Raw genomic sequence first — 18,039 nt, forward strand, 5'->3', positions numbered from 1 at the left:
GCACGGTTTGTGCGTAGTCACTTTCAGTTATTCCTGATTACGTAATAACTGGAGCGTGTAATGATAAAAATAACCGTACCGGATGGCGTGTATTACGATGAAATGTTGACGGCAGAGGGAAAGCAACGCCAACACTATGATGGCTGGTGGCAGTGGTTTCAGAATACGGACCAGAATGCCATACGGCAGAAAAAAGAGCAGGCAGAACTGCTGTTCCACCGCATAGGCATTACCTTTAATGTCTACGGTGAAGATGAAGGAACGGAACGGTTAATCCCTTTTGACAGTGTCCCACGCATTATTCCCGCCGATGAATGGAAAAAACTCGACCAGGGCATTCGCCAGCGCGTCAAAGCGCTCAATGCTTTTCTCCATGATATCTACCACGACCAAACCATTCTTAAAGCCGGGTTAATCCCCGCCGAACAAGTGCTGGCCAATGAACAGTTCCAGCCCTGCATGATGGGTATTGACCTGCATAACCATATTTACGCCCACATCACGGGCGTGGACATGGTACGCAACAGCGACGGTAATTATTACGTACTGGAAGACAACCTGCGCACGCCTTCTGGCGTGTCTTACATGCTGGAAAACCGCAAAATGATGATGCGGTTATACCCGGAAATGTTCGCCCGCCAGCATATTGCCCCGGTGGAGCGTTACCCCGGCTACCTGTTACAAACGCTGCGTGAAAGCTCCCCGGTGGATGACCCTTGTGTGGTGGTTATGACACCAGGGCGGTTTAACAGCGCCTACTTTGAACACAGTTTTCTGGCTCAGCAAATGGGGGTGGAACTGGTTGAAAGCGCCGACCTGTTTATTAAAGCTGGCGCGGTGTATATGCGCACCACGGAAGGGCCGCGCCGGGTGGATGTAATTTACCGCCGTATTGACGATGCCTGGCTTGACCCACTCGCCTTCCGTACCGATTCCATGCTCGGTGTGCCTGGCCTGCTTTCTGTTTACCGGGCAGGCGGCGTGGTGCTGGCCAATGCCATTGGTACCGGTGTGGCAGATGATAAATCTATCTACCCTTATGTGCCGGAGATGATCCGCTTTTACCTCGGTGAACAACCGATTCTCAACAACATTCCCACCTGGCAATGCCGCAAACCCGAAGACCTGAAATTCGTGCTCAATAACCTCGACCAGATGGTGGTCAAAGAAGTCCACGGTGCTGGCGGCTACGGTATGTTAGTGGGCCCCAGGGCAACACGCAGTGAAGTGGAAGCTTTCCGCGAGCGCCTGCTGGCAAACCCGGCGAATTATATCGGCCAGGAAACTCTTGCGCTGTCCACCTGCCCTACCTTTGTGGACGATGGCCTGGCACCACGCCATATCGACTTACGCCCCTTTGTGCTGTCCGGGCAGGAAACCCGCCTGGTGCCTGGTGGATTAACCCGCGTAGCGCTAACGGAAGGATCACTGGTGGTGAACTCGTCTCAGGGCGGGGGAACCAAAGACACCTGGGTAATGGAGGACGATGAATCATGCTAAGCCGCACAGCCAGTGAACTGTTCTGGATGGCCCGTTACCTGGAGCGGGCAGAAAGTTTCGCCCGGGTACTGGACGTTACTTACAAACTCTCCATGATGCCGCGTCACAGCCAGCAACAGCGGGATTTGGCGTTACCCCTGAACCTGTCGTGGACCCACGACCTGTTTCAGGCACGTTACGCCCGTTTTTCTATGGATAACCTGTTGAATTTCTTTGCGATGGACAGCAACAACCCCAGCAGTATTTGCAGTTGTGTCGAACTGGCATGGAACAATGCGCACGCGGTAAGAGGCAGCCTGTCGGCAGAAGTGTGGGAATGTATTAACACCACTCGTATCCAGTTGAAAAAACTGCGTAAGCAGGGTGTGGAAAGCATTGGCGCCGATGCCTTTTTTGACTGGGTAAAAGACCGCGCTCACCTGTTTCGTGGCGCGATCTTTGGTACGTTGCTGCGTAACGATGCCTTGTGTTTTATTCGCATTGGCACCCTTATCGAACGCGCCCAGGCGACCACACAGTTACTGTTAGTGAAAGACCAGCAAATCAGTAACGACCCGGATTCCGTGCGCGAATATTACCGGCTCGATACCCTGTTACGCGCGGTCAGTGCCCGGGAAGCCTATAACAGTTTATATCGCCAGCCAGTCACTCGCGAAACCGTGGCGGAATTACTGATTTTGCGCAACGACGTGCCGCGTTCACTGCGGGCATGTATTGAAGATATTGTCGGCCAGCTTGAACTGGTGGCGAACCAGCATTCGCAACAACCCCTGCGCATAGCACACCAGTTAAATGTCGATTTGCGGTTCAGCACGCTGGAGGATTTAGTCAAAGCAGATATGCAAAGTTACCTGACAGGCCTGTTAACCCGGATCAACGCCCTTGCAGACAGTATTCACCACACTTATCTGGAGACGGTATGAAGCTCACCATTAATCACCTGACCCGCTATAGCTACGATGAAGAAGTGAAATTCAGTACCCAGTATTTGCGCCTGACACCGCAAGACTCCGGCCACCAGCATATTCGCGACTGGACGCTCACCTTTCCGGACTGTGCCAGTGTGACCACCACAGATACCTGGGGCAATGTGCTGCATGTCCTCACTTTGGATAATCCCCACAAAGAGATAGTGATTCATGCTCAGGGGATAGTCGATATTGCCGATAACGAAGAGAGCAATGAAACCGATGAAGAACCCACGCTGGTTTCTCCACTGGTATTCCTGCGCAGTACGCCACTGACTCAGGCGAATGATGCTATTCGCGCCTTTGCCAGCCACTATTTTCAGCCCGAAGCGCCAGTGGGGAGTTTGACTACACTAATGGCGGCACTACGGGAGAGAATGCCCTATTCACCGGGGGCAACCCAGGTGCAGGACAGTGCGGCAGAAGCCTTCGACAGAGGGATGGGCGTGTGCCAGGATCACAGCCATGTGTTTCTTGCCTGTTGCCGTAGCCTGCAAATCCCGGCACGCTATGTCAGCGGTTATGTGTACAGTAAAGACACCCACCATGTGGCGATGCATGCCTGGGCGGAAGTGTGGCTGGATAACCGATGGTTGGCCTTTGATATCACCAATAATACCCGCAGCCTGGCGCAACATCTGAAGCTGGCTGTCGGTCTGGACTACCTGGATGCCTGCCCGGTGCGCGGCAGCCGTCTGGGCGGTGGCGCAGAGGTTATGTTTTCTGAGGCTGAAGTACGCCAGTTTTCCCAGCAGGCGCAACAACAGCAATAAATAGTACGAGAGTATTCCATGACCTACTGTGTGGCCATGTGCCTGTCTGACGGGCTGGTATTCGCTTCTGACTCCCGCACCAATGCGGGAGTAGACCATATTGCAACGTTTAAAAAATTACATGTGTTCAGCCGGCATGCTGACCGGGTGCTGGTGTTGCAGTCTGCCGGTAATCTGGCAACCACACAGAGCGTTATCAGCCTGTTGTCTGCGCGGATTCAGGCAGAGCAGGAGCCCAACCTGATGCAGGCGCATTCCATGTATGATGCCGCCACATTGGTTGGGCAAACATTGCAGGAAGTGGTCCAGCGCGACAGCCGTGCACAGCAAAACGGCAGCACAGTTAATTTTGGCTGTAACTTGTTGTTAGGCGGGCAGATCCACGGCGAACCCCATCGCCTGTTTCATATCTACCCGGAAGGTAATTTTATTGAAGCGACCCAGGACACACCTTATTTCCAGATTGGCGAAAGCAAGTACGGCAAACCGATTATTGACCGGGTGCTGCGCCAGGATACACCACTGGAACAGGCAATGTGCTGTGCGCTGGTGTCGATAGATTCTACGCTGCGCAGTAACCTTTCGGTGGGCATGCCGCTGGATGTCATGCTTTACCGTGCCAATAGTTTTGATGCCAGTGGGCAACGGCGTATCACCGAGGATGATCCCTGGTTTTCCACTATACGCAAAGCCTGGTCGGAAGGGTTGCAAAACACCTTCCGCCAGTTACCGCCATTTGCACTTTAAGTAAGGCGCGCGAGGCTGATGACAAACCTCATGCCAGCACAGTGCCAGCGGATGTGACCCAATAAAAAACCAGGAAAATCAATTCATTGATTTTCGCCCGCTAACTAAAAAGAAGGAAAAATCATGCTTTTCCTTCTTTTTCATCAATCTGCCGCGCCTTCCCTGGCGCGCTGAAACCTCAACCTTTACGGTGCGAGAGCAAATACACCGCCGGGATCACCAGCATCGACAATAACGGTGCGGTGATCATACCGCCAATCATAGGCGCGGCAATGCGCTGCATCACTTCAGAGCCCGTACCGCCACCCCACATGATGGGCAGCAAACCTGCCATTATCGTGGCGACGGTCATCACTTTGGGGCGGACACGTAATACCGCGCCTTCATGGATCCCCGCCAGTAACTGGTGGCGTGTCAGCGGCCCTGCTTTACGCTGGTGCTGTATGGCATGGTTCAGGTAGAGCACCATAATCACCCCGAACTCTGCCGCCACCCCGGCCAGCGCAATAAAGCCCACCGCCGTAGCCACCGACAGGTTGTATCCCAGTAAATACAGCAGCCATACCCCGCCAATCAGGGAAAATGGCAGTGTTCCCATAATTAACAGTGCATCTTTAACTTGCTGGAATGTCAGGTACAGCAGAACAAAAATAATCACCAGCGTCACCGGCAATACCACTTTCAGTTTCGCCGCCGCACGGGACATATACTCAAACTGCCCGGACCAGGTTAACGACACACCTTGCGGCAACTGAACTTGCTGGTTAACCGCCTGCTGCATCGCCAGTACAGCTGAGCGCAAATCCCGGCCGCGAATATCCACATACACCCAGTCAGATAAACGGGCATTTTCACTTTTCAGCATGGCCGGGCCTTCACTCACTGAAACTGAAGCCAGTTGCGACAGCGCAACCTGTGCGCCTGATGCGGTGACAACCGGCAACTCACGGATTTTCTGCACTGAATCACGCATCTCCCGCGGGTAGCGAATGCTGATGGGGTAACGTTCACGCCCTTCCAGGGTTTCACCAATATTTTCCCCACCCACCAGGCTCGATACCACCGACTGCAACTCCCGCACTGAAACACCATAGCGGGCAGCGGCGGCACGGTCGATATCAATATTGATATAACGCCCGCCATCCAGGCGTTCTGCCAGTGCCGATGTCACGCCGGGTACTGTTTTCACCACACGTTCAATCTGTTCAGCGACCTGCTCCAGTTGCGCCAGGTTATCGCCATTCACCTTGATGCCGACCGGGCTCTTGATCCCGGTAGAGAGCATATCCAGCCGGTTGCGAATCGGCGGAACCCAAACATTCGCGATACCCGGTACCTGCACCGTTTTATCCAGCTCATTAATCAGCTTTTTCATGGTCATGCCCGGCCGCCACTGATCTTTGGGCTTAAAGTGAATGGTGGTCTCCAGCATGGTTAACGGTGCCGGGTCAGTTGCGGTATCCGCCCGCCCCACTTTGCCGAACACCGTCTCCACTTCAGGTACGGTTTTAATCATCCGGTCCGTCAGTTGCAGCAGACGCCCGGCCTCCTGAGCCGAAATCCCCGGCAGTGTCGAAGGCATATACAGCAAGTCGCCTTCGTCCAGCGCGGGCATAAATTCACTGCCCAGGCGAGATAACGGCCACAGTGTCGCCACTAACAATACCCCCGCCAGTGCCAGTGTGGTTTTTGGCCGCGCCAGCACCCAGGCCAGCAGTGGCTCATAACCCCGAATCAGCATACGGTTAATCGGGTTGGCCTGCTCATCGGGAATTTTCCCGCGAATAAAATAGCCCATCAGCACCGGAACCAGGGTTATCCCCAACCCGGCGGCCACCGCCATAGACCAGGTTTTGGTGAAGGCCAGCGGGGAAAACATTTTCCCTTCCTGGGCTTCCAGCGTGAACACCGGAATAAAAGACAACGTAATAATCAGCAGGCTGCAAAACAGTGCCGGGCCCACTTCCGCCGCGCTCTGCCCGGCAACATGCCAGTAATCATTACCTTGTGGCGTTTGCCCGGGGTGCTCATGGCGCCATCGTTCCAGCCCTTTGTGCATGTTTTCTATCATGACGATGGCCGCATCCACCATGGCACCAATGGCAATAGCTATCCCACCCAGCGACATAATATTGGCGCTGACACCCTGGTAATGCATGACGATAAACGCCCCCAGGATACCCAGTGGCAAACTAATCATCGCCACCAGCGCCGAACGGAAGTGAAACAGGAACAGCGCGCAGACCAGCGCCACCACAATAAACTCTTCAATCAGTTTGTGAGTCAGGGTTTCAACGGAGTGCTTAATCAGTAACGAGCGGTCATAAACCGGGATGATTTCAACACCTGCTGGCAAACTGCGTTTGACTTCGGCAAGCCGGGTTTTCACGGCATCAATGGTGGCAAGGGCGTTTTTACCCGAGCGCATAATGATAATGCCGCCGGTTACCTCGCCTTCGCCATTAAGCTCTGCCACACTGCGCCGCAATTCCGGGCCGCGCCGAATTGTTGCCACATCAGACAGCATGACCGGCACGCCGTTACGGCTGGTAATCACCACATGCGCAAAGTCTTGCAGGTTTTTCAGGTAGCCGGAGGTGCGCACCATATATTCGGCCTCGCCCATTTCGACCACTGCGCCACTCCCTTCCTGGTTGGCACTTTTCACCGCGTCCGCTACTTGCTGATGGGTAACATTCAGTGCCCGCATGCGGTCCGGGTTCAGCACAATCTGGTACTGCTTGACCATCCCGCCCACGCTGGCAACTTCCGAAACATTGGGGACTGTTTTCAGTTCATATTTCAGGATCCAGTCCTGAATGGCGCGTAAATCCCCCAGGCTGTGTTTACCGGTTTTGTCGGCCAGTACATATTCATATACCCAACCCACACCAGTGGCATCCGGCCCAAGCGAGGCACGGGCTTCCGGCGGCAGGCTCGACTGCACCTGGCTTAAATACTCCAGCACACGGGAGCGCGCCCAGTATGGGTCTGTGCCGTCATCAAACAGGATATACACGTAGGCATCGCCAAACATGGAATACCCACGCACGGTTTTGGCCCCGGGCACCGATAGCATGGTGGTGGTCAGTGGGTAAGTCACCTGGTCTTCAACAATTTGTGGCGCTTTGCCAGGGTAACTGACCCGCACAATGACCTGGGTGTCTGACAAATCTGGCAGCGCATCGAGCGGCGCATTTTTTACCGCCCACACGCCCCACGCCGCCACCATTACCGCCGCCAGCAAAACCAACAGGCGGTTACGTAAAGACCAGCGAATTATTGCGGCAATCATCGTTGTGCCTTATGCCCGTCGGCGGGCATGTTCATGATAGATTCAAGGCGTGCGCCATCTTCGGTCATGGTGAATGAGAACATCACATGGTCGCCAATTTTCAGCCTTTGCTGTTGTTGGGGAGTTGCCGAAAAATCCATAGTCATGGGTGGCCATTTCAGGGCAGGAATCGCTGCGTGAGAAATCGTGACTGCACCATCGGCCAGCGCCACCACCTCGCCATTCGCGGAAATCGCGGCTGGCGCACTGGCTTTATCCGTTGCTGCTGTTTGTGTGGCTGCATGGCCAGGTTTATTGTTGTCTGCCATTTCTGGTAACGCGCTACGCAGGCTGGCTTCTGAATCAATCAGGAATTGCCCGGAAACCACAATGCGCTGGCCCTCTTTAAGCCCCGATTTCACTTCGACAAAGCCCTGAGCATGCTCACCCAGCGTGACTGCCTGCGGTGAGAAATAGCCGTCTTTTTCAGCCAGCAAGACCCGGTTTTGGCTGCCAGTGGTGATCAACGCTTCTTCCGGAATCGCCAGTACAGGAGCCTGTTGAGTCGCCGGGGTTAACGCCATGTGCAGGTACATGCCGGGGCGCAGTTGCTGGTCGGGGTTATCAAGTGTGACGCGCGCTTTCAGGGTGCGGGTATCGGCATCCAGGTTGGGTAATACCTCGGTGACCTTGCCCTGGAATACTTTGCCCGGCCAGGCCTGAGTGGTGGCGGTTACTTCGCTACCGGTATGAACTTGTGCAGCCTGGTTTTGCGGGTAATCCAGCACAGCCCAGACGGTGTTCAGCGCCGCGACATCAAACAATGCCTGAGTGGCCGAGACTTGCGCGCCTTCACGCACTTCTAACTGGTTAATATAACCCGCCTGAGAAGCACGCACCGTTACCCGGGTTTGTGGCTTACCGGTACGTTCCACCTGGCGGATTATCTCTTCTGGCATAAATAGCAGAGCAAGGCGTTCACGCGCCGCATGGTTTAATGCTGCGTCGCCCAGCGCTCTGACAGCCAGGTACTCCTGCTGCGCCGCTGCCCATTGCGGGATCCACAACTGTGCCAGGGCTTCACCTTTACGCACAAATTGCTGCGGCGCATTCACATACAGTTTTTCCACCAGGCCGCTGGCGAGGGCGGGCACCGTTACCCGGGTGCGCTCGTTCACGGCCACAGTGCCATACCCGTCGAGGCGGGCTTCCATAACCCGTTTTGTGACGTCGGCAGTACGTACACCGAGGTTCTGTTGTTGCCGGGCACTGACCCGCACGCCGTCCGGTTGCCCTTCTTCATCGGCGTAGCGTGGTACCAGGTCCATATCCATAAACGGCGATTTACCGGGTTTATCAAACCGGGTGCCAGGCGTCATTGGGTCATACCAGTACAATACTTTGCGCTCAGCACTGGCGGTGGCGGGCTGGCGGGTTGTTTTAGTCGTTTCCCCGCTACTGTGTTTACCGGCAAACCAGCCGGCTGTGGCAAAAATAACGGCACAAAGCGCCATCAGGCTAATACGACGTAATTGCGGTTTCATTGTGGTGAGTCCTGCACGGTGAGGTAGCGGATGGCAGCCCAGGCTGTTGCCATGGCTTGCTGGTTATTACTGAGGGTGATGTTGCCGTTAAGTTGTGCGCGCCTTGCCGCTAACAATGCAGCCAGCGTGCTGTTTCCGGCACGATACTGCGCTTCTGTCAGCCGGTATTTGGCCTGCAATAATGGCAATACCGTGTCGCGCTGGCGCTGGTAAATTGCCTGTGCAGACTGGTACTGCGCAATCAACGCATTCAGTTGCGCCTTGTGTTCACGCACCAGTAACGTCAACTGGTCTTTTGCCTCCATGGCACGGGAGAGATCCGCTGAATAGTCTTTATCCTGCCGTTTGCCCTGAAACAGCGGCAAATCCACCGACAGTTGTATCCCCGCCAGGTCATCCATGCCGTCACCACGATGCCCGTAATAGACTTGCACACCGACATCCGGTTGCCCGGCGACTGCGGATTGCTGTGAACGCGCTTTTGCGACATCAGCAGCGCGTGCCGCCTGGATGATTTCCGGGTGCTGTTGCACACCTTCCAGCAATACTGCGGCTGTGGCAGGCAAACGCTCAATGCGCGGGAAAGGACCACTGGTTTGCGTTATCTCTTCACCAGTCAGTTGCATCAGGCGCGCCCGGGCAACCTCAACATCCCGGCGGGCATTGTCCTGCAAATTCAGCATCTCATTCACCGCCAGGCTGATATCCACGGTACTGTCTGGTTGTGCGCTGCCACTGGCAACGGAGGCTTTTTGTACGGCCACCTGGCGTTGGGTTTCCGCCAGTTGTTCATCAATGGCCGCCAGGGTTTTCCTGGCAATCGCCAGTGTGAGCCAGGCCTGGGCGGTATCGCGTTGTAACTGTGCGAGTATCACTCCTTTGCCTGCTTCCACTTCACGCGCCTGCGCCAGCAGGGTGTCCACTTTACGCTGGCGTTTAGTACCGCTTACCCAGGTCTGGCTGATGCCTATTTTCTCCATCGTCATGCCTTCGCGGGTAAGGCGGCGGCTGTTATTGCCCTGCACCGGGACGTTATCAATCCCTACCAGTAGTTTTGGATCTGGTAACTGGCCCGCTGAAACAGCCATATTTTCCAGCGCATTTACCTGATGAGCATTGGCCGACAGCCCTGCTGACCAGGATTGTGCCGCCTGCAGCGATGCTTCCAGAGTGGTTGCCTGCGCGGCAGACAGCCACAGCAGGGCAGGCAGCCCGCAGGCCGCCATTTTCCATGGTTTTTTCATTGTGACTCCGGTGTTAGTTCGTGCTGGCGGAAACCAGTTGATAACCCGTTGTCACCTGTTTAAACGCAAAGGTGATGCGCTGGCCGGGGGCAAAAGCCTGCCCCTGGTAACCCTGCAAGGAAAACTGCATGGTCATAGGAGGCCAGTTAAGTTGTGGAATAGCCTGGTGAGCAATCGAGACTTTTTCTGCTCCCCAGTTTTTCACGACACCGGTGGCGGTAATAACCTCTGCAGGTTGTGTAGCAGGCGTGTTCATACCTGGCATATCCTGCATGCCTTGCCTGTCGTGCGTGGATTCTGCCAAAGCGGCAGTGGGGGCGGTAAGCAACAGTGTTGCGGTGGATAAAGCGGTAACTAACAAGGTGCCGCGCAGCGCAGCAGAACGGACAGATAACAGTTTCATTAGAGAAATCTCCCAAATTTTCACAAACGGCCAAAAGGCCACCAGACTGGTGAAAAACGGGTAGATCTATTCTCTGAAACGGCAAAAACGGATTTCGGCGGGTGGGCCGGTGCTGGGCGGGACATGCCAGGCCATTGGTTGCACGCAGTCACGCTCCCAGCGTTCTACCAGCAACAGCCCGGATTCCATGGCAACAGGTTCAGGTTGCAGTTTGTGGTGCTGCAACTTGCCATAATCCGGGTGGCAATCTTTCTCACACAGAATATGGTCTACCGCAGTACGCATCGCCATAGTGTGCAGCATGACCATATTGTGGCTGTCATGGCTGTAATGCGTGGTAACGGGTGCAGAGAGAGGTGTGCCAGAGGTGGATTCGCTCGCCTGAGCTAACGTTGGGTTGCTCACCAGCCAGCAGGCAGCCAGAAACAGCACTGGGGTGATAAACCCGTGTTTCAGGTAACGCGCCAGAGAGAGGAACAAACGTTGGGGCATGAGCAATTCCTTTAGTGAGTAGGTTATTCTACACACACTTTTTTCATGGCTCAAAGCGCAATATGCACACAACCTGTTGATTTAACGTAAAGTAAACAAAAGTAACACAGTACCAACAACCGGGCGCCGTTCTGGTGCCTGCGCCGGGACAGCGGCACAGGCACTGAATAACGATGTTTAAAAAATTGCCGGGCTTTAAAAATTTGCTGGGATTTAAACTAATTAACGGGCTTCAAACAGGGGTACCGTTTTACCGGTGATATAACGCTGGCGTAACCAGGTTGATGCCACATCCATCGCCATGACCACCGCAACCAGAATCAGGGTGATAAACATCACCACATCCCAGTTCCACAGGCGCATGTTTTCGGCATACACCAGCCCCACCCCACCGGCACCCACAAAACCCAGAACCGCCGCTGAACGCGTATTGGACTCTATCTGGTACAGGCTCAGCGCCAGGAACGCAGGGAAAGACTGCGTGAAAATACCGAAGCGGTGCTTCTGCACACTCCCGGCACCGACAGCACTCAGCCCACGCCCGGGCGAACGCTCTACCGCCTCATGACCTTCTGCGTATAAACGCCCTAACAGCCCCGTGTCCTGCATCACGATTGCCAGTACACCGGCCAGCGGCCCAAGCCCTACGGCACGCACGAAAATCAGCCCCCAAATCGCCATGTCCACGCCACGCAGCACATCAAACAGGCGGCGCATCAACAGGGCAACTACGCCATTAACCCGGCCCTGCATCACGTTACGGGCAGCGAAGAAAGACAAAGGCAACGCAATGAATGTTGCCGTCAGAGTACCGGCAAACACAATCGCCAGCGTGATGCCAATTTGCCCCAGATAATACCCAAAAGGCCAGGAAGCAAAATCATGCCAGACAAACATGCGGGCAAAGTAACGCCCCAACTGACCAATACCCCGTGTGAACTGTTCGGCAGTAATGCCAAACTGCAGGAAAAACCAGACGTAATAGGCCACTACCGCCAGCACCAGAATAGCGACACCACGCAAATAGCGCCGTTGTGCCCGAAATAATTCAGGGTGAGAATCGCGGTACTGGGCGATATCCGGTTCCGTTTGCCACACACTCATACCTTCCCCTCCAGCACCCAGCGGCGCAACCTGCCCGAGCACAAATCCAGTAATGACACCACCAGGATAATCAGCAGCAACGTGATGCTCACCTGGTCATAACGGTCGAGTTTGATGTTAGTCATCAGCTCCTGACCGATACCGCCCGCGCCAACCAGCCCCAGAATAGTGGAAGATCGGAAGTTAATTTCCATGCGCATAAAGCTGTAAGATAAAAACAGCGGCTTCACCTGCGGCCACAGCGCGAAACGCATGCGTTGCAGGCGGCTGGCACCGCAGGCAGCCAGCCCGCGCACCGGGCGCGAAGAGCTGTTTTCAATGGCTTCATAGAACAGTTTGGTCAGACTGCCCACGGTATGCAGTGCCAGCGCCAGAAAGCCGGGTATCGCCCCAATACCGAATGCCATCACAAACATCACCGCCCAGGCCAGTTCTGGCATGGTGCGCAAAAATGCCACCAGCGAGCGCACGCCATAGCGTAATGCCGGGTGTGTCCAGGTATTGCCTGCCGCCATAAAGGCCAGCACCACCGCCAGCGCAACGGCCACCAGGGTAGACGCCAGTGCCAGTTGCAGGGTTTCCCAAATCAGCGGTAACTGAATATGCAAGCGGTAGCCCCAGTACAATAACGAGCCCCTGGTATGCCCGTCGGCAAACAACTGGTTCCAGTGCAGTATTGGCAGGGTTTCAAACAGGTAATCAAAGAAGTGTGGCAGTGCCTGCCAGAGCGTAGTGAGGCTGAATTCCGCTGCATTGCCCGCAGCCAGGTAAAGCCCCAATAAAACCAGCGACCAAAGCAAGGTATCGCGCTTTTGCTGGCGTTTAACTTGCTGGTAATACTGTTCAAACTCGGTGTTCGACGTCATGTGCGCTACCTGAGATAAAACAACGCCCGGTGATATTACCGGGCGCCAGTACCAAATAACTTAACGGGCTGTGACCAGCTCACGTTTCATATCAATGATTTGCTGGTAATCGGCAACAGTTGCCGGGCCAATATGCTGTTCACCACCCACGGCTTTAGCGAAGCAGGCATGGTCTTCTTTATCCAGTTTCTTAATAGTTGCAACCACTTTGGCTTTGAAATCGGCCGGCAGGCTGTTGCTCACCAGGATCGGGCCATTGGGGATCAACGGCGATTTCCAGATGATGCGGATCTGTTTCATCAGATCCGGGTGATCCATACGAATCAGGCGGCCAAAGGCGCCAGCGGTATAACCGGTGTTGTAGTCGCCCACCAGTGAAGTCCAGGTGACGGCACCGGCAAACTGGCCGTTCAGCACGCCCAGAATGTCCTGTTCATGGCCACCAGAGAAGGTCACACTGGAGAAGAAGTTGTTATATTTGTTGTCGGTGTTGCCACCGAACTCTTTTTTGAACGCATGGTTCGGGATCAGGTAGCCCGAGGTGGAATCCGGATCGGCAAAACCGAACGCCTGCCCTTTCAGATCTTCCAGTTTTTTATACGGGCTGTTGGCTTTGACGATGACCACGGAGTGGTAACCCCGGGATTGATCTTTGTCATCCACCAGAATACCCACAATATCCACCGCTTTCGGGTTGTTGATATAGACCGATGCGTAAGACGACGGTGACATACTCAGGACCATATCCACTTTGCCGCCCAGTAAGCCCTGAATAACACCAGAGTAGTCAGACGAATTACGCAGTTTGGTGTCTACATGCAGTTCTTTATCAAAGAACGTTTTTACGCACTGGTTATCGCCAATTTGTTGTGTGGCATTTTGCCCACCCAAAATTCCCAGATTCAATTCTTTTGGCGCATCCGACGCCATCGCGTTACCGGCCATGAATACGCCTGCCATCAGTGCCAGTGAACGAAAGGAGTGTTTCATAAGGTTTTTCTGCCTTTTCATTATCATTTGCCTGTGAGTCTTGTTGGTAAGGGTGCGTTAGTGAAGTTGGCTGATTTCATCGCCATAGAGTTGTTGCAGGGTGTCTTCTGTTAAACTTGCCGGGTGCCCGTCATACACCACGCGCCCACTGGCAATGCCAATCACGCGCGAGCAATAGCTTTGCACCAGTTCCACTGAGTGCAGGTTGACCATGACACTGATTCCACGCTGGCTGACCTGCTTCAGGGCATCCATAATGCGCTGGGTATTTTTCGGGTCGAGGGAGGCAACAGGTTCATCCGCCAGCAAAATACGCGGGTTCTGCATTAAGGCGCGGCAAATTGCCACGCGCTGCATCTGGCCGCCGGACAGGTTTTCCGCGCGCTGCAAAGCATGGGGCAGTAAGCCCATCCATTCCAGTAACTCAATGGCCCGAGCGCGGTCGCTGTCCGGGAAAATTTTAAACAGGGATTTCAGTGTGCTGGTCTGGCTGAGGCGCCCCAACAGCACGTTGGTTAATACATCCAGGCGCGGTACCAGGCAAAAGTCCTGGAAGATCATGCCGCATTCACTGCGCCACTGGCGTAACGCCCGGCCATGCAGTTCAGTGATATCCCGCTCATCATCGTCGTCTTCCAGACTCAGGATATGCCCGGATGTGGCGGTGTGAGTGCCATTGAGCACATGTAACAGTGTGGATTTCCCTGCCCCCGAGCGGCCAATCACGCCCACCAGCTCACCGGCATGGAGATCAAAACTGATACCATCCAGAACATTGTGCTGACCATTCCAGGATTTACACAGATCCTGCACACTCAGCACTGTCTGTTGTGCAACCGGCTGAAGTTGCGGTTCCGGGGCTGCTAAAGTGGATTTTAAAAGTGCCTGCGCCATGTTCATTGTCATTGCCATCTGTTGGTTAAGATGCCCCTATTAAGGCGAGCACAGATGAACGTTTAATGACAATAAAGTGATTAAACGGTGAACAACCCTGAGTGAGTGGTTATAAGGCCAGGGTTATGCCATCCCTGGCGGGGGAAACCGATTCTGGCAGGCGGTTTTCCTGCAACCAGTTATCCAGCGTGTGGCTGATATGAGTAAGCCAGGTGTGCTGCGGTTGCAGCACATGGTGGATAGCCAGTGCCTGATTGATGTCGTTATGGTTGCGCGGTGGTGTATCACCTGGTGGGTGGCTGCAATCCAGCACCAGGTGTTCCAGCGGTGTGTTTTGCAAAAATGCCAGGGTCTGGGGAGGTAGCCCACAAGTGTCGCACAGCCAGGCCAGCGTATTACCGGAGGCACCGTTTTTCCTGAAAACATAGCCAAAGGTGATTTTTGAATGCTGCAAAGGTACTGGCGTGACGGTCATACCCGACCACTGAACGGGTTCAAAAGGCGTGAAAGGGGCCTGAAAATCCAGGATTCCGGGGTGTTTGAATAAATCATCGCAACCTTGTGAATCCGGCGGGCCAAACACCGGGATCAGTTCCCCCATCCCCCAGCGCAGCGGGAATAACCCCTGGACATGGTCCATGTGATAATGGGTGAGCATAATCCGGCTCAGCTCCCCTGGCGCAAAGCGCTGTTCAAGGTGGCACTGCCCGGCATCAATCAGTATTGTTTCATCACCGGACTGGAGCAGCGCGCTGCAAGGGCCACGGGCATAGCGGTTATCCTGCCGGGCACGCTGGCATGCAAGGCAGCTACAACCAAAGACCGGCACTTGTTGCGCGCCACCGGTGCCTAAAAAGGTGAGTTGCATAATGCATGGTTCTCCAGCAACTGGTTAAACGCCGCCAGGGTGTCTGCCAGCGCGCCATCGTTTTTCAGGCAAACAGCATTGGGTTCAGGAGCGCTAACGCTGCGTTGCAGACGAAGGGCGATAGCCGCTTCGTCTTCACGCCCGCGCTGACGCAGGCGCTGTGCCAGCACATCGGAAGAGACCTGGAGCACGACAGGAAACAGCTGGTCGCCATAGCGCTCCCGGGCGGTAGCGCAATGCTGGCGGGAGCCGTTTACCAGCACATTAAGCCCCCGTTGCAACCACAAATCCATTTCTATGCCCAGCCCATACTCACAGCCATGGGCCTGCCAGTGCAGTGCAAACAACCCTGCCTGTAAGCGGCGACGGAATTCGGTGGTGGTCAGCGCCACATGGTTTTCCCCGCCTGCAGAAGCCGGGCGAGTAATGTAGCGGTGGGCAATCACCAGCCCGGCAGGCGGCTGTGCGCGCAAGGCATCCAGCAGGCTGTCTTTCCCTGAACCAGAAGGCCCTGTCAGCCAGATTAACCGTGCCATCAGTAAACCTGTCGCCCTTGCGACCAGACATGGCGCACCTGTGCATGCCCGTGGTGGGTATGCGCCAGCACCAGGTCTGCCCGCAGCCCTTCAGCAATACGCCCACGGTCAGCCAGGCCAATCGCCCGCGCCGGGTTTGCCGTCACCATTGCGATGGTTGCCGGGAGCTTCAGTGAATTACGCTCGTCTTTCGCCAGGCGAAACGCGGCATCCAGCAGGCTTGCCGGGTAGTAATCTGATGACAGAATATCCAGTAAACCACTGGTTGCCAGGCAGTGTGCCGCCACATTCCCTGAATGCGAACCACCGCGCACAATGTTCGGTGCGCCCATCAAGATACGCAGGCCTTTGTCCCGGGAATGCTGCGCGGCCTCATACGTGGTGGGAAACTCCGCTATTACGCTGCCCATCTCACAGGATTCATCCACATGCGACGCCGTGGCGTCATCGTGGCTGGCCAGTGCCAGGCCGCGCTCACGGCATAATGCGGCAATCGCTTCACGGTTGGGGCGCGACCAGCGTGCCGCCAGAGCAACCTGTTCGCTTTCATACACTGCCATTTCGCTGTCTGTCAGTTGGTATTTGCCCTGGTAATATTCACGAAATTTCTCCAGCGAAGCATACTGGCGCTGACCGGGAGAATGGTCCATCAGTGACACCACACGCAAAATATCAGTGTTCATCAGTTGTTCAAACAGCGGCAGCGTGGCGTGGTAAGGCAGCTCGCAGCGTAAATGCAGCAGGTGATCGGCCCGGTTGGCATTCTGTCTGCGGCTTTCCTGAATGGCGCCAATCATTTTTTCCAGGTTATCCAGGCGGTGGCCGCCATCGCGTACATCACCCACACCAATGGCATCCAGCACGGTGGTAATGCCGCTGGCAACCATCAACGCATCGTGGCTGCTCATGGCGGAATGGGCCGGCCAGTCCACACCTGGGCGCGGGGTGAAAAATTTATCCAGGTTGTCGGTATGCAGTTCAACCAGCCCCGGCAGTAACCAGTCCTGTTCACCATCCAGCGCCTGTGGCAACTGGCTGGGTGTTTCACTGTAACTGCTAATCACCCCGTCACGCACTTCCAGTGAACCGGAAACCACTTCCTGCTCCAGTACCATACGCACATTGTTGATAATCATGCTTCTGTCTCCGCCACCAGGGGGTTCATAATATGCAGGCGGTTTGCCACCCGTTCTCTGACTTCGCGGTCATGGAAAATGCCGACAATCGCCGCACCACGGCTGCGGGCTTCTTCAATCAATGCCACAACCGCCGCACAGTTTTTGTTATCCAGCGATGCGGTGGGTTCATCCAGCAGTAATACTGGCGACCGGGCAATAAACCCACGGGCGATATTCACACGTTGCTGCTCGCCGCCGGAAAACGTGGCAGGCGCCAGTGACCATAAACGTTGTGGTACGTTGAGGCGGGCGAGTAATTCACGGGCTTTGTCTTCGCACACATCACGCGCTTCGCCCCGTTCCAGCAAAGGCTGCATCACCACTTCCAATGCACTGATGCGCGGGATCACACGCAGAAACTGGCTCACCCAGCCCAGCGTATCGCGCCGCAATGCCAAAATTTGCCGGGCGCTGGCAGTCACCAAATCAATCTGTTCACCATGGTGATTTACGTTGATACTGCCCGAATCGGGTAAATAGTTGCCATAAAGCGTGCGCAGTAGTGTGGATTTACCGCTGCCTGAGTGGCCGTGTAATACCACACACTCCCCGGCGTTCACCTGCAGTGAAACCTGGTTAAGAACTGGCAACCGTGCCCCTTGCTGGTTGTGCAGCACAAAGGTTTTGCACAGCCTTTCTACATTTAGCATTGTCATGT

The 18,039-nt window shown here is 55.0% G+C and carries 17 protein-coding genes; 4 read left to right on the plus strand and 13 right to left on the minus strand.

Annotated features, from left to right (window positions below; genetic code table 11):
• The first annotated feature begins 60 nt into the window (after nt 1-60).
• The 4 genes from MPHASIOC01_RS25165 to MPHASIOC01_RS25180 are packed head-to-tail and all read left to right on the plus strand — an operon-like array spanning nt 61 to nt 3,988.
• A complete protein-coding gene (locus MPHASIOC01_RS25165; protein WP_064596661.1) occupies nt 61-1,500 on the plus strand; it encodes a circularly permuted type 2 ATP-grasp protein in 1,440 nt (479 codons plus the stop codon).
• Nucleotides 1,494-2,423, plus strand: coding sequence for an alpha-E domain-containing protein (locus MPHASIOC01_RS25170; protein ID WP_064596659.1), 930 nt, complete (start codon nt 1,494-1,496; stop codon nt 2,421-2,423). The genes MPHASIOC01_RS25165 and MPHASIOC01_RS25170 overlap by 7 nt, the downstream gene beginning before the upstream one ends.
• Nucleotides 2,420-3,241, plus strand: a complete 822-nt coding sequence (locus MPHASIOC01_RS25175; RefSeq protein WP_064596657.1) for a transglutaminase family protein — start codon at nt 2,420-2,422, stop codon at nt 3,239-3,241. Before MPHASIOC01_RS25170 ends, MPHASIOC01_RS25175 begins: the two co-directional genes overlap by 4 nt.
• An 18-nt stretch (nt 3,242-3,259) precedes the next feature.
• The gene (locus MPHASIOC01_RS25180) at nt 3,260-3,988 is read left to right on the plus strand and encodes a proteasome-type protease (RefSeq protein ID WP_064596655.1); all 729 of its coding nucleotides are present in this window, start codon (nt 3,260-3,262) and stop codon (nt 3,986-3,988) included.
• Between the two features lie 178 nt (nt 3,989-4,166).
• Here MPHASIOC01_RS25180 and MPHASIOC01_RS25185 read toward each other — a convergent pair whose 3' ends face one another.
• From MPHASIOC01_RS25185 to phnL, 13 genes are all read right to left on the minus strand, one after another.
• The gene (locus MPHASIOC01_RS25185) at nt 4,167-7,283 is read right to left on the minus strand and encodes an efflux RND transporter permease subunit (RefSeq protein ID WP_353613536.1); all 3,117 of its coding nucleotides are present in this window, start codon (nt 7,281-7,283) and stop codon (nt 4,167-4,169) included.
• Entirely contained in the window at nt 7,280-8,806 is a 1,527-nt protein-coding gene (locus MPHASIOC01_RS25190) for an efflux RND transporter periplasmic adaptor subunit (RefSeq protein ID WP_064596652.1), read from the minus strand. The genes MPHASIOC01_RS25185 and MPHASIOC01_RS25190 overlap by 4 nt, the downstream gene beginning before the upstream one ends.
• Nucleotides 8,803-10,050 carry a TolC family protein gene (locus tag MPHASIOC01_RS25195; protein ID WP_064596650.1) on the minus strand — a complete coding sequence of 416 codons (1,248 nt, stop codon included), beginning with the start codon at nt 10,048-10,050 and terminating at the stop codon, nt 8,803-8,805. Before MPHASIOC01_RS25195 ends, MPHASIOC01_RS25190 begins: the two co-directional genes overlap by 4 nt.
• A gap of 13 nt (nt 10,051-10,063) precedes the next feature.
• A complete protein-coding gene (locus MPHASIOC01_RS25200) occupies nt 10,064-10,453 on the minus strand; it encodes a copper-binding protein (protein ID WP_082917848.1) in 390 nt (129 codons plus the stop codon).
• A gap of 66 nt (nt 10,454-10,519) precedes the next feature.
• Nucleotides 10,520-10,945 carry a hypothetical protein gene (locus tag MPHASIOC01_RS25205; RefSeq protein WP_064596648.1) on the minus strand — a complete coding sequence of 142 codons (426 nt, stop codon included), beginning with the start codon at nt 10,943-10,945 and terminating at the stop codon, nt 10,520-10,522.
• Between the two features lie 222 nt (nt 10,946-11,167).
• The gene (gene phnE / locus MPHASIOC01_RS25210; protein ID WP_064596646.1) at nt 11,168-12,049 is read right to left on the minus strand and encodes a phosphonate ABC transporter, permease protein PhnE; all 882 of its coding nucleotides are present in this window, start codon (nt 12,047-12,049) and stop codon (nt 11,168-11,170) included.
• Nucleotides 12,046-12,915 carry a phosphonate ABC transporter, permease protein PhnE gene (phnE, locus tag MPHASIOC01_RS25215; protein ID WP_353613537.1) on the minus strand — a complete coding sequence of 290 codons (870 nt, stop codon included), beginning with the start codon at nt 12,913-12,915 and terminating at the stop codon, nt 12,046-12,048. Before phnE (MPHASIOC01_RS25215) ends, phnE (MPHASIOC01_RS25210) begins: the two co-directional genes overlap by 4 nt.
• 60 nt (nt 12,916-12,975) lie before the next feature.
• Entirely contained in the window at nt 12,976-13,905 is a 930-nt protein-coding gene (phnD, locus tag MPHASIOC01_RS25220) for a phosphonate ABC transporter substrate-binding protein (RefSeq protein WP_074388783.1), read from the minus strand.
• A 57-nt stretch (nt 13,906-13,962) separates the two neighbouring features.
• Nucleotides 13,963-14,799, minus strand: coding sequence for a phosphonate ABC transporter ATP-binding protein (gene phnC / locus MPHASIOC01_RS25225; RefSeq protein WP_156519023.1), 837 nt, complete (start codon nt 14,797-14,799; stop codon nt 13,963-13,965).
• A gap of 109 nt (nt 14,800-14,908) precedes the next feature.
• Nucleotides 14,909-15,667 carry a phosphonate metabolism protein PhnP gene (gene phnP, locus MPHASIOC01_RS25230; protein WP_353613538.1) on the minus strand — a complete coding sequence of 253 codons (759 nt, stop codon included), beginning with the start codon at nt 15,665-15,667 and terminating at the stop codon, nt 14,909-14,911.
• Nucleotides 15,649-16,203: a ribose 1,5-bisphosphokinase gene (phnN, locus tag MPHASIOC01_RS25235; RefSeq protein WP_064596638.1), complete on the minus strand. Its 555-nt coding sequence runs from the start codon at nt 16,201-16,203 to the stop codon at nt 15,649-15,651. The genes phnP and phnN overlap by 19 nt, the downstream gene beginning before the upstream one ends.
• Nucleotides 16,203-17,339 carry an alpha-D-ribose 1-methylphosphonate 5-triphosphate diphosphatase gene (gene phnM / locus MPHASIOC01_RS25240; protein ID WP_353613539.1) on the minus strand — a complete coding sequence of 379 codons (1,137 nt, stop codon included), beginning with the start codon at nt 17,337-17,339 and terminating at the stop codon, nt 16,203-16,205. Before phnM ends, phnN begins: the two co-directional genes overlap by 1 nt.
• Nucleotides 17,336-18,037, minus strand: coding sequence for a phosphonate C-P lyase system protein PhnL (phnL, locus tag MPHASIOC01_RS25245; RefSeq protein WP_353613540.1), 702 nt, complete (start codon nt 18,035-18,037; stop codon nt 17,336-17,338). The genes phnM and phnL overlap by 4 nt, the downstream gene beginning before the upstream one ends.
• Nucleotides 18,038-18,039: the final 2 nt, after the last annotated feature.

This window comes from Mangrovibacter phragmitis (assembly GCF_040429585.1).
In the GTDB taxonomy this organism is placed as follows: domain Bacteria; phylum Pseudomonadota; class Gammaproteobacteria; order Enterobacterales; family Enterobacteriaceae; genus Mangrovibacter; species Mangrovibacter phragmitis.